The 12,372-nt window shown below is 67.8% G+C and carries 8 protein-coding genes; 1 reads left to right on the forward strand and 7 read right to left on the reverse strand.

Annotated elements, in window-relative coordinates; translation table 11 throughout:
* Positions 1-11 precede the first annotated feature (11 nt).
* From gyrA to dnaA, 7 genes are all read right to left on the reverse strand, one after another.
* A complete protein-coding gene (gene gyrA / locus JOC24_RS06390) occupies positions 12-2,639 on the reverse strand; it encodes a DNA gyrase subunit A (RefSeq protein ID WP_205019119.1) in 2,628 nt (875 codons plus the stop codon).
* Between the two features lie 46 nt (positions 2,640-2,685).
* Complete coding sequence (gene gyrB, locus JOC24_RS06395) at positions 2,686-4,755, reverse strand: DNA topoisomerase (ATP-hydrolyzing) subunit B (RefSeq protein WP_307792644.1); 2,070 nt, start codon at positions 4,753-4,755, stop codon at positions 2,686-2,688.
* Positions 4,756-5,156: 401 nt separating this feature from the next.
* Positions 5,157-5,717: a DciA family protein gene (locus JOC24_RS06400; protein WP_307792645.1), complete on the reverse strand. Its 561-nt coding sequence runs from the start codon at positions 5,715-5,717 to the stop codon at positions 5,157-5,159.
* Positions 5,714-6,844: a DNA replication/repair protein RecF gene (gene recF / locus JOC24_RS06405; protein ID WP_205019121.1), complete on the reverse strand. Its 1,131-nt coding sequence runs from the start codon at positions 6,842-6,844 to the stop codon at positions 5,714-5,716. The genes JOC24_RS06400 and recF overlap by 4 nt, the downstream gene beginning before the upstream one ends.
* 58 nt (positions 6,845-6,902) lie before the next feature.
* A complete protein-coding gene (gnd, locus tag JOC24_RS06410; RefSeq protein ID WP_031090401.1) occupies positions 6,903-7,781 on the reverse strand; it encodes a phosphogluconate dehydrogenase (NAD(+)-dependent, decarboxylating) in 879 nt (292 codons plus the stop codon).
* A gap of 144 nt (positions 7,782-7,925) precedes the next feature.
* Positions 7,926-9,056, reverse strand: a complete 1,131-nt coding sequence (gene dnaN, locus JOC24_RS06415) for a DNA polymerase III subunit beta (RefSeq protein ID WP_031090399.1) — start codon at positions 9,054-9,056, stop codon at positions 7,926-7,928.
* Positions 9,057-10,062: 1,006 nt separating this feature from the next.
* Positions 10,063-11,838, reverse strand: coding sequence for a chromosomal replication initiator protein DnaA (gene dnaA / locus JOC24_RS06420; RefSeq protein ID WP_205019122.1), 1,776 nt, complete (start codon positions 11,836-11,838; stop codon positions 10,063-10,065).
* Positions 11,839-12,219: 381 nt separating this feature from the next.
* On the opposite strand from dnaA, the gene rpmH reads away from it, so the two are divergent.
* On the forward strand, positions 12,220-12,357 hold the full coding sequence (gene rpmH, locus JOC24_RS06425) for a 50S ribosomal protein L34 (protein ID WP_014047156.1): 138 nt from the start codon (positions 12,220-12,222) through the stop codon (positions 12,355-12,357).
* The last annotated feature ends 15 nt before the right edge of the window (positions 12,358-12,372 follow it).

The following is a 12,372-nucleotide window of genomic DNA, read 5'->3' on the forward strand; positions in this document are numbered from 1 at the left end:
CCACTCACGCTCTACTCCTCATGCTCCCCGGCCGAGGGCGCCGTGCCCTCGGCTGTGCCCTCGACCACGTTCTCGGCATGGGCCTCGACCGTGGCGCCTTCGGCCTCATCTGTCCCGTCGACCTCTTCGGCCTCGCGACCGGCCTCGGCGTTGCGCGCGATACCGACGACGGCATCGCGCTTGCCCAGATTGATCAGTTGGACGCCCATGGTGTCACGGCCCGTCTCCCTGACTTCATTGACTCGCGTACGGATCACGCCGCCGCCGAGCGTGATGGCGAGGATCTCGTCCGCCTCCTCCACCACCAGCGCGCCGACGAGGGACCCGCGGTCCTCGACGATCTTGGCGGCCTTGATGCCCAGACCACCACGACCCTGGACGCGGTACTCGTCGACGGCGGTCCGCTTCGCGTACCCGCCGTCGGTGGCAGTGAACACGAACGTACCGGGCCGGACAACATTCATCGAGAGCAGTTCGTCGCCCGCCCGGAAACTCATGCCCTTCACGCCGGAGGTGGCACGGCCCATGGGGCGCAGCGCGTCGTCCGTCGCGGTGAACCTGATCGACTGGGCCTTCCTGCTGATGAGCAGCAGATCGTCCTCGGCCGACACCAGCTCCGCACCGATCAGCTCGTCGTCCGCGCCGCTCTCCGTCTCCCGGAGGTTGATCGCGATGACGCCGCCGGAGCGAGGTGAGTCGTAGTCCTTGAGCGAGGTCTTCTTCACCAGACCGCCCTTGGTCGCCAGGACCAGGTAGGGCGCGGCCTCGTAGTCACGGATCGCCAGGATCTGCGCGATCTGCTCGTCCGGCTGGAACGCCAGGAGGTTCGCGACGTGCTGGCCACGCGCGTCCCGGCCGGCGTCCGGCAGCTCGTACGCCTTGGCCCGGTAGACCCGGCCCTTGTTGGTGAAGAACAGCAGCCAGTGGTGCGTCGTCGACACGAAGAAGTGGTCGACGATGTCGTCTTCCCTGAGCTTCGTGCCACGCACGCCCTTGCCGCCGCGCTTCTGCGAACGGTAGTCGTCCGTCTTGGTGCGCTTGACGTAGCCGCCACGGGAGATCGTGACGACGATGTCCTCCTCGGCGATGAGGTCCTCGATGGACATGTCACCGTCGAAGGGCACCAGCTTGGAGCGCCGGTCGTCGCCGAACTTGTCGACGATCGCGGCCAGTTCCTCGCTGACGATCTCCCGCTGCTTCGCGGGGGAGGCCAGGATCTCGTTGTATTCGTTGATCTTCGCCTGGAGCTCGTCGTGCTCAGCAGTAATCTTCTGGTGCTCCAGCGCGGCCAGGCGGCGCAGCTGCATCTCCAGGATCGCGTTCGCCTGGATCTCGTCGATCTCCAGCAGGCCCATCAGGCCCTCGCGCGCGATCTCGACCGTGTTGCTGCGGCGGATGAGCGCGATGACCTCTTCGATCGCGTTCAGCGCCTTGAGCAGGCCTCGCAGGATGTGCGCCCGCTCCTCGGCCTTGCGCAGCCGGAACTTCGTGCGCCGGACGATGACCTCGATCTGGTGCGTCACCCAGTGGCGGATGAACGCGTCGATCGACAGCGTGCGCGGAACCCCGTCGACGAGCGCCAGCATGTTCGCGCCGAAGTTCGACTGCAGATCGGTGTGCTTGTAGAGGTTGTTCAGCACGACCTTGGCGACCGCGTCACGCTTCAGCACGACGACCAGTCGCTGGCCCGTGCGCGAGGAGGTCTCGTCACGGACGTCCGCGATGCCGCCGACCTTGCCGTCCTTCACCAGGTCGGCGATCTTCTGAGCCAGGTTGTCGGGGTTCGTCTGGTACGGAAGCTCCGTGACGACCAGGCACTGCCGGCCCTGGATCTCCTCGACCGCCACCACCGCGCGCATCGTGATGGAGCCGCGTCCGGTGCGGTACGCCTCCTCGATGCCCTTGCGGCCGACGACGAGCGCGCCCGTCGGGAAGTCCGGGCCCTTGATCCGCTCCAGCAGCGCGTCCAGGAGCTCCTCGGGCGAGGCCTGCGGGTTCTCCAGGTACCACTGCGCACCGGCTGCGACCTCGCGCAGGTTGTGCGGCGGAATGTTGGTGGCCATGCCCACCGCGATGCCCGCCGAGCCGTTGATCAGCAGGTTCGGGAACCGGGCCGGCAGGACGACCGGCTCCTGGTTGCGGCCGTCGTAGTTGTCCTTGAAGTCGACGGTCTCCTCGTCGATGTCCCGGACCATCTCCATGGACAGCGGCATCATCTTGCACTCGGTGTACCGCATGGCGGCGGCCGGGTCGTTGCCCGGGGAACCGAAGTTGCCGTTGGAGTCCACGAGCGGCATGCGCATCGACCAGTGCTGCGCCAGTCGCACGAGCGCGTCGTAGATCGAGGAGTCGCCGTGCGGGTGGTACGTGCCCATGACGTCACCGACGACGCGGGCGCACTTGTAGAAGCCCTTCTCGGGCCGGTAGCCACCGTCGTACATCGCGTACAGCACCCGGCGGTGGACGGGCTTCAGACCGTCCCGCACGTCGGGCAGTGCTCGCGACACGATGACGGACATCGCGTAGTCGAGGTAGGAGCGCTGCATCTCCGTCTCGAGCCCCACGGGCTCGACACGCATGCCCACGCCCGGGACGGCGGGCTCCTCTTGGGGCATCACAGGGGTGTTCTCGTCGGCCATTGCTGGTCAAAGTCCTTTCGCGCTGCGGCTTGCTTGTACGGCCGACTCAGATGTCGAGGAAGCGGACGTCCTTGGCGTTGCGCTGGATGAACGAGCGCCGCGCCTCGACGTCCTCGCCCATCAGCACGGAGAACAGGTCGTCGGCCTGCGCCGCGTCGTCCAGCGTGACCTGGCCCAGCACACGGTGGTCGATGTCCATCGTGGTGACGCGCAGCTCCTCGGCGTTCATCTCGCCGAGACCCTTGAACCGCTGGATCGAGTCTTCCTTGATCCGCTTGCCGTTCTGCTTGCCGAGCGCCACCAGAGCGTCGCGCTCACGGTCCGAGTACGCGTACTCGAAGTCGTCCCGGCCCCACTTGATCTTGTAGAGCGGCGGACGCGAGAGGTAGACGTGCCCGGACTCGACCAGCGGACGCATGAAGCGGAACAGGAAGGTCAGCAGCAGGGTGTTGATGTGCTGGCCGTCGACGTCGGCGTCCGCCATCAGAATGATCTTGTGATAGCGGAGCTTCTCGATGTCGAAGTCCTCGTGGACCCCGGTGCCGAAGGCCGAGATCAGCGCCTGGACCTCGGTGTTCTGCAGGATCTTGTCGATGCGGGCCTTCTCGACGTTCAGGATCTTGCCCCGGATCGGCAGGATGGCCTGGTACATCGGGTTACGGCCGGACTTCGCCGAACCACCGGCGGAGTCACCCTCGACGATGAAGATCTCGCACTTCGTCGGGTCGTTCGACTGGCAGTCACTGAGCTTGCCGGGCAGCGAGGCGCTCTCCAGGAGCCCCTTGCGCCGGGTCAGGTCACGGGCCTTGCGCGCCGCGACCCGGGCCGTGGACGCCGCGATGCCCTTGCGGATGATGTCGGCGGCCTCGTTGGGGTTCCGGTCGAACCAGTCCGTCAACTGCTCGTGGACGACCTTCTGGACGAAGGTCTTCGCCTCGGTGTTGCCCAGCTTGGTCTTCGTCTGCCCCTCGAACTGCGGCTCGCCCAGCTTGACCGAGATGATCGCCGTGAGGCCCTCGCGGACGTCCTCACCCGTGAGGTTGTCGTCCTTCTCGCGCAGCAGCTTCTTGTCGCGCGCGTAACGGTTGACCAGCGAGGTCAGCGCCGCGCGGAAACCCTCCTCGTGCGTACCGCCCTCATGCGTGTGGATCGCGTTGGCGAAGGAGTAGACGCCCTCGGTGTACTGCGTGTTCCACTGCATGGCGATCTCGGCCGAGAGGAGTCGCTCCTTGTCCTCGGCCTCGATGTCGATCACTGACTGGTGGATCAGGTCGCCCTTGCGGGAGTTGAGGTACTTGACGAAGTCGACGATGCCGTCCTCGTAGTGGTACGTGACCGTCCGGGTCGCCTCTTCCTCAGGGACGTCGACGGCCTCGGCGCTGTCCGCGCCGGCCGTGGCCTTCGCCGCCTCACGCTCGTCGGTCAGCTTGAGGGTGAGTCCCTTGTTGAGGAACGCCATCTCCTGGAAGCGCCGCGAGAGCGTCTCGAAGGAGTATTCGGTGGTCTCGAAGACATCTCCGTCGGCCCAGAAGGTGACGGTCGTCCCTGTCTCCTCCGTGGCCTCGTGACGGGCCAGTGGAGCGGTCGGAACACCGAGCTTGTAGTCCTGGGTCCAGCGGTAGCCGTCCGTCTTGACCTCCACGGCGACCCGCGTGGACAGGGCGTTGACGACGGACACGCCGACGCCGTGCAGACCACCGGAGACGGCGTAGCCGCCGCCGCCGAACTTGCCGCCGGCGTGCAGCACGGTGAGGACGACCTCGACGGCCGGTTTGCCCTCGGACGGCACGATGCCGACCGGGATACCGCGGCCGTTGTCCACCACGCGCACCCCGCCGTCCGCGAGGATCGTGACGTCGATGGTGTCCGCGTGCCCGGCCATGGCCTCGTCGACCGAGTTGTCGACAACCTCTTGCACGAGGTGGTGGAGACCGCGCTCACCGGTCGACCCGATGTACATACCGGGTCGCTTGCGGACCGCGTCCAGGCCTTCGAGCACGGTGATCGCGCTGGCGTCGTACGACGCGGTGACCTCGCCGGGCTCACCGGCTGTGGACGGGATGTTCTCGTTGGGGTTGCCGGAATCGGCCACGAAGCGCCCTTTCTGGCACAGCACAGGCCGTTCTCCGGCAGGCGGGAGCGGCTGCGTCGTTCGGCTTGTATCGACGACTCCCGCGAGGAAGCGGGATTGTCCATCAGTCTACCGGTAGCGCTGACATGAATGGGGGTTTGCCGGTGCCTGAGTACGCATGTGCCGCCCTGAATGAGCGGCTGACGACTCCCCATATTCAGGAAGGGGCCCCGGGAGGCTCACGAGGGCATTGCGCGCTTCGGGCTGTCAACCTTCCACTACGGTGAGGGACGCCCCCCGCTCCTCGGACGACTTGAATCACCACATAGCCGCACAGACCGGAAACACCGGGCTGTGGGCGAACCGTCACAGAAGCGGATCATCCGCCCGTCGGGCAGTCTCGTCGCAGGCCGGGAACCAAAGGCTCCGGAAACGGAGATCCCAGCTCAGCCGTAGGTGTCGCCGGGACCCTTGCTCCCCGGAGCACGAAGTGGGCCGAATCTGCGCTGCGGACCCCCCGGGCCCAGCACTCTGATCATCCGCACGGTGCCCTGGCCCAGGTCCGTGTTCAGCCGGGCCACCAGTTGCGGCGCCAGCAGCCGGAGCTGCGTCGCCCACGCCGTCGAATCACACTGCACGGTCAGAACCCGCTCGGCCGGATCCTCGTCGTAGCGCACCGGCACACAGTGATTGGCCAGATCGCCCCCGACGATCTGCGGCCAGCGGCCCATGACGCCGCCGACCGCCGCCGGAGTCTCCCAGCCCCGCTCCATGATGAGCCGGTTGATCGCCGATCCCAGTGCCAGCGGATCACGGCCGTCGGACCGGGCGCCGGACCGCAGACCGCCGCCCCGCCTCGCCTGGCTCTTCTGCTGCGCCGCCGCGCCCCGGGCACGGGCCTGCTCCTTCGCCGCGCGGAGGGCCACGCGCGCCAGATCGACGCCCGACACCTCGGGCTGCTTCGCCGGGCCCCGCGGGGGTTCGCTCTGCTCGTCCGGACCGCTCACAGCCGCTCCACCGCCCCCGCGGACACCGCGTACCGCGCCCCGGCCAGCACTCCCGGGACGTCGTCGTCCACAGCCGCAGTCACCAGCACCTGTTCGCCGGGGGCCACGAGCTCCGCCAGCCGCTCACGACGGCGCGCGTCCAGCTCGGCGAACACGTCGTCGAGCACCAGCACCGGCTCGTTGCCCTCGGTGCGCAGCAGGTCGTACGAGGCCAGCCGCAGCGCCAGCGCGTACGACCAGGACTCGCCGTGGCTCGCGTACCCCTTCGCCGGCATTCCGCGCAGTCCCAGCACCAGGTCGTCGCGGTGCGGGCCGACCAGGGTCACACCGCGCTCGATCTCCTGCTTGCGTGCCTCGGCCAGGGCCGCCATCACCTGCTCGTACAACTCCTCGCGCGTTCGCGCGGGCTCCACGTCGGCGCCGACCGAGCTGCGGTACTCCAGCGTCACGGGTCCACCGCCAGGGGCGACGTCACCGTACGCCTTGTCCGCCAGCGGCTGCAGGGTCGCGATCAGGTCCAGCCGCTGGGCCAGCAGCTCCGCCCCCACTCGGCCCAGGTGCTGGTCCCAGACGTCGAGCGTGGACAGGTCCATCGACCTGCCTCCGTGCCTGCGGGCCATGGCCGCGGACTTCAGCAGGGTGTTGCGCTGCTTCAGCACCCGTTCGTAGTCGGAGCGGACTCCGGCCATCCGGGGGGAGCGGGCCGTGATCAGCTCGTCCAGAAAGCGCCGACGCTCGCCGGGGTCACCCTTCACCAGGGCAAGGTCCTCGGGAGCGAAAAGCACCGTCCGTACTATCCCCAGGACGTCACGTGGTCTGACCTGCGAGGACCTGTTGATGCGTGCTCGATTGGCACGGCCCGGATTGAGCTCGAGCTCGATCAGCTGGGAACGCTCGCCCTGGGTGACCGCGGCACGCACGACGGCGCGCTCCGCGCCCATCCGGACCAGGGGAGCATCAGAGGACACCCGGTGGCTGCCGAGCGTGGCGAGATAGCCGACCGCCTCCACCAGATTGGTCTTGCCCTGGCCGTTGGGCCCCACGAACGCGGTGACGCCCGGATCGAGAGGCACCTCGACCCGGGCGTACGAGCGGAAGTCGGCCAGCGAGAGATGCGTGACGTGCATGGTCGCCGACCTTTCCGACTGCTCCGCTGTGTGCTGCTGTACCGCCTGCTGGCGACGGCTACTTCTTGTTCTCCACCGCGTGGCCGCCGAACTGGTTGCGCAGCGCGGCGATCATCTTCATCTGCGGGGAGTCGTCCTGCCGTGAGGCGAAGCGCGCGAACAGGGACGCGGTGATCGCGGGCAGCGGCACCGCGTTGTCGATGGCGGCCTCGACCGTCCACCGGCCCTCACCCGAGTCCGCCGCGAAGCCGCGGAGCTGATCGAGGTGCTCGTCGTCGTCCAGCGCGTTGACCGCCAGGTCGAGCAGCCAGGAACGGATGACCGTGCCCTCCTGCCAGGAACGGAAGACCTCGCGCACGTCCGTGACCGAGTCGACCTTCTCCAGGAGCTCCCAGCCCTCGGCGTAGGCCTGCATCATGGCGTACTCGATGCCGTTGTGGACCATCTTGGCGAAGTGGCCGGCGCCGACCTTGCCCGCGTGGACGGAACCGAACTCGCCCTCGGGCTTGAGCGCGTCGAAGATCGGCTGGACCTTCTCCACATCGGCCGTGTCGCCGCCGTACATCAGGGCGTAGCCGTTCTCCAGGCCCCAGACACCGCCGGACACGCCGCAGTCGACGAAGCCGATTCCCTTGATCCCCAGCTCGACCGCGTGCTTCTCGTCATCGGTCCAGCGCGAGTTCCCGCCGTCCACGACCACATCGCCCGGGGAGAGCAGCTCGGCCAGCTCGTCGACGGTGGACTGGGTCGCGGCACCCGCCGGGACCATCACCCACACGACGCGCGGACCCTTGAGCTTGCCCACGAGCTCTTCGAGGCTGTGGACGTCGGCGACGTCCGGGTTGCGGTCGTAACCGATGACGGTGTGGCCTGCGCGGCGGATGCGCTCGCGCATGTTGCCGCCCATCTTGCCGAGGCCGACGAGACCGAGCTCCATCAGAGATTCCTTAAGCGTTGTGCCGATTCGTACCCGGGACCGAGCCTACGCCCGGCCGGGACGGCACGGCGGGGTGCAGCCCGGTGGGCACGCTCTGCGCTGAGCCTGCCCACCCGAAGCTGCGATGACGGGAGCGACCCCGGATCAGCCGGAGAGGCGGACCGGCATGATCAGGTACTTGTACGCGTCGTCCGCCTCGGCGTCGACGGCCGGTCGGCCACTGAGCAGCGCGGGCTTGGTCGAGGTCGTGAAGGAGAGCTGGGCGACCGGGGAGTCGATCGCGCTGAGCCCGTCCAGCAGGAAGGTCGGGTTGAAGGCGATGGAGATGTCATCGCCCTCGAGCACGGCGTCGACCCGCTCCACAGCCTGTGCGTCGTCGCTGGAGCCGGCCTCCAGGATCAGCACGCCCTGCTCGAAGCTGAGCCGCACCGGGGTGTTGCGCTCGGCGACGAGGGCCACACGCTTGACGGCCTCGACGAACGGGGCGGTCTCGATGACCGCCACCGAGTTGAACTCGGTGGGGAAGAGCGTCCGGTACTTCGGCAGATCACCCTCGAGCAGCCGCGTCGTCGTACGCCGGCCCGCGCCCTCGAATCCGATCAGTCCTTCGCCGGCCCCCGACCCGGACAGCGCCAGCGTCACCGTGTCACCGCTGGTCAGTGCCTTGGCGGTGTCCAGGAGCGTCTTGGCGGGCACCAGGGCCACGGCCGAGGCGTCGGGGTTCTCCGGCTTCCAGAGGAACTCACGGACCGCGAAGCGGTAGCGGTCGGTCGAGGCGAGGGTGACGGTGTCGCCCTCGATCTCGATCCGGACGCCGGTCAGGACGGGCAGGGTGTCGTCGCGGCCAGCCGCGATGGCGACCTGGGCCGCCGCGGAGGCGAAGACCTCACCGGGGACGGTGCCCGTGGCCGTCGGCATCTGCGGAAGTGCCGGGTACTCCTCCACAGGCAGGGTGTGGAGTGTGAACCGCGAGGAGCCGCAGACCACCGTGGCCCGCACACCGTCTGTGGAGATCTCCACCGGACGGTTCGGCAGGGCACGGCAGATGTCGGCGAGCAGCCGGCCGGAGACGAGCACCGTGCCGTCCTCCTCGATCTCCGCGTCCACCGAGACCTTGGCCGAGACCTCGTAGTCGAAGCTCGAGAAGCTGAGGGCCCCGTCCTCAGCCTTCAGCAGAAGGCCCGCGAGAACGGGCGCCGGCGGACGGGCCGGGAGGCTGCGGGCCACCCAGGCCACCGCCTCCGCGAGTACATCGCGCTCCACCCGGATCTTCACCGGAACCGCCTCCTGCTTTTGCTCGCTCGCCCTACTGGCCTTCGTCGGTTGACCGGGGCTCCCTGCCGAGGGGCTGGGGAACCACCGGGGTCCAGTCTGACGTACGGCACCGACACTCGTTGCTGCTCGGGGTCAAGTCGCACCGAGAGGTTCGCCGAGGTCGCCGCTCGAGTTGTGCACAGGCCCCACTTCGAAGCGGATTCCTGGCTAACTCTGAGTGGTAGTAGTAGTAGGCCCTGTGGAAACCGTGGATAACGCCGTTTTCGCAGCTCAGCGGCTGTTTTTTGTCCACCGACCCTGTGGGTGGCACCGGTGGACAACCAGGCGTTTCTGTGGACACACGAAAGTTCTGCACACCCGATGCACAGGGCGGAGCGACTTCTCCCCAGGCCTGTCCCCAGCTTTACCCACGTTCCCCACAGCCCAACCCGGCATCCTCGTGTGACGCCTTTCACTCTCGGCGGTGAAAGCGGGTGTTGGGTTGCCGAACAGTGGACAGGGGTGTGGAGAAGCTGGGGACAACAGGGGCTCGCCTGTGGGCCGCCGGTGGACAACATCATCGAGGCCCTGTGGACGAAATTTCTGTCCACAGGCTGTGGATCACGGTTGACCACAAATCCCCAGGCTCCTGACCTGGCCTGATGGAGTATCGGCTGCAGGCCCTGTGGACGCAATATGGACAACTTCCCAGTCCCCAGGCTGTGGACGCCGGTTTTCCCGCTCTTCTGTGGAGAAGAGCCCCTCTGCGGACCGTATTCGAACACTTCGTAGGCGCGCAGCTGGCACTCAGGCCATCGGCCCGGGCAGGAACGGGCCCTCGGAGCGGCCATGGATGCCTCCCGGGACCACCCGTAGCCGCGGCAGGAGGCCGCTCTCGGAGGCCTCACGGACGCCTTCCGACGACAGCCGCGGGCCCCCTTGACACCAAAAGGCGCCCCGGGGAGGACGTCGTGCGGTCCTCCCCAGGGCGCCCCTGGGTTCGCGGTAGGCCGGGCCTTCCGGCCTGTCAGCCGTTCTTGATGCGGTTGGTGAGCTCGGTGACCTGGTTGTAGATCGAGCGCCGCTCCGCCATCAGGGCACGGATCTTCCGGTCGGCGTGCATCACGGTGGTGTGGTCGCGCCCGCCGAACTGGGCACCGATCTTGGGCAGGGACAGATCCGTCAGCTCGCGGCACAGATACATCGCGATCTGGCGAGCGGTCACGAGGACTCGGCTGCGGGAGGACCCGCAGAGATCCTCCACGGTGAGACCGAAGTAGTCCGCGGTCGCCGCCATGATGGCCGGCGCGGTGATCTCCGGAGCCGAGTCCTCGCCGCCGGGGATCAGGTCCTTGAGCACGATCTCGGTCAGACCCAGATCCACCGGCTGGCGGTTCAGGCTCGCGAAGGCGGTCACGCGGATGAGAGCGCCCTCCAGCTCACGGATGTTGCGCGAGATGCGGGAGGCGATGAACTCCAGTACCTCCGGAGGGGCGTTGAGCTGCTCCTGCACGGCCTTCTTGCGCAGGATCGCGATACGCGTCTCCAGCTCCGGCGGCTGCACGTCTGTGGTGAGCCCCCACTCGAACCGGTTGCGCAGCCGGTCCTCGAGGGTCACCAGCTGCTTGGGAGGACGGTCCGAGGACAGCACGATCTGCTTGTTGGCGTTGTGGAGCGTGTTGAAGGTGTGGAAGAACTCCTCCTGCGTCGACTCCTTGCTCGCCAGGAACTGGATGTCGTCGACCAGCAGGATGTCCACGTCCCGGTAGCGCTTGCGGAAGGTGTCGCCCTTGCCGTCGCGGATCGAGTTGATGAACTCGTTGGTGAACTCCTCGGAGCTCACGTACCGCACCCGGGTGCCCGGATAGAGGCTTCGAGCGTAATGCCCGATGGCGTGCAGGAGATGGGTCTTGCCGAGCCCTGACTCCCCATAGATGAAGAGAGGGTTGTACGCCTTCGCGGGGGCCTCGGCGACCGCTACGGCCGCCGCGTGTGCGAAGCGGTTGGACGCCCCGATGACGAAGGTGTCGAAGAGGTACTTCGGGTTCAGCCGGGCGTGGGGCTCACCGGTCCCCGGCGGGGGCGCTGACTGCGTGCCCATGGGGCCGCCGCCGGCCCTGCCGGTCCCGTGGCCACCTTGGCGGTGCTGGGGCGGCTGGTCCTGCAGATCGTGACGGTCCCGCTGCTGCTCGTAACCCTGGTGCTCGGGCGGCTGCGCGCGGTAGTCGTGCTGCGGCTGCTGGGGGCGTGGGCTCGCGTACGGGTCGCGGTCCTGGTACCCGCCGTGGCGGGGCTGCCAGGAGAGGTCCTCCTGGGTGCGGGGCCAGGCGCCGGGCTCGGGGCGGTGCTGCTGGTAGCCCGGGTAAGCCGGGCGGGCGGTGGGCATGCCGTCGTCGGAGGGCCTGGAGCCGTAGCTGTCGTACCCGTCGCCGCGCGAGGGTTCGTCGTGCTGCGGACCCTGGTAGCGATGGGACTGCTGCCCTTGGTGGGGCTGGTGCATCGGGGGCGCGGGAGGAGCGGGTGGCTCCCCCGCGGAGTCGTCGACGGTGATCGCGATCCGGATCGGACGACCGCACTCACGGGTGAGCGTCTCGCTGATCAGCGGTGCGAGGCGACCCTCGAGGACACGCTTGCCCCACTCGTTGGGTACGGCCAGCAGCGCTGTGTCAGCGACGAGCGCGAGGGGCTGGCAGCGCTCGATCCACTGCTTGTCCTTCGGCTCGATGCCCTGCTGGCCCTCCCCGAGGAGTTGTTCCAGCACTCGTGGCCACACTGCGGCAAGATCGGCAGGTACGTCAGCCACAAGGCACGCTCTCTCGCATGTCCCACGAATGTGTGCTTCTCGGGACGGGATGGGTCGGGTCGGGTGAGGCCCGGCAGGTGGGAAGGAAAAGAACCGGAGTTCAGCCACGGTAGTCAGGCCGACCCGCACGGTTCAAGTCGTTGTCCACAGGCTGTGTACAGAAGCGGGTCATGCGAAGCTGGTTTGACCGGATGGCGCAGCCGCGCGTACCGTGACCAGGTCGAGTTGTCGATGGCTGCTGCCGCCTGCCTCCGATGGGCAAAGATCACGATCAGTGATTGTGAAGCGGTGCACTAAGGCGTTTACGCGAGTTCCTCGTGGGCGCACGGTGACAGCCAGGCGATGTCCCGCCAACACACGAATCATTTCTGGAGCCCCCGAGTGAGCAAGCGCACCTTCCAGCCGAACAATCGTCGTCGCGCCAAGACCCATGGCTTCCGACTGCGCATGCGTACCCGTGCCGGCCGCGCGATTCTCGCGAACCGCCGTGGCAAGGGTCGCGCCAACCTGTCCGCCTGATCGCGGTCAGGTCAT

This window comes from Streptomyces sp. HB132 (assembly GCF_016909575.1).
Classification (GTDB): Bacteria; Actinomycetota; Actinomycetes; order Streptomycetales; family Streptomycetaceae; genus Streptomyces.

Bases quoted from the DNA above. Each gene is read 5' to 3' on its own strand.
- gyrA (WP_205019119.1), bottom strand. From the start codon at position 2,639: ATGGCCGACGAGAACACCCCTGTGATGCCCCAAGAGGAGCCCGCCGTC.
- recF (WP_205019121.1), bottom strand. From the start codon at position 6,844: ATGCACGTCACGCATCTCTCGCTGGCCGACTTCCGCTCGTACGCCCGG.
- gnd (WP_031090401.1), bottom strand. From the start codon at position 7,781: ATGGAGCTCGGTCTCGTCGGCCTCGGCAAGATGGGCGGCAACATGCGC.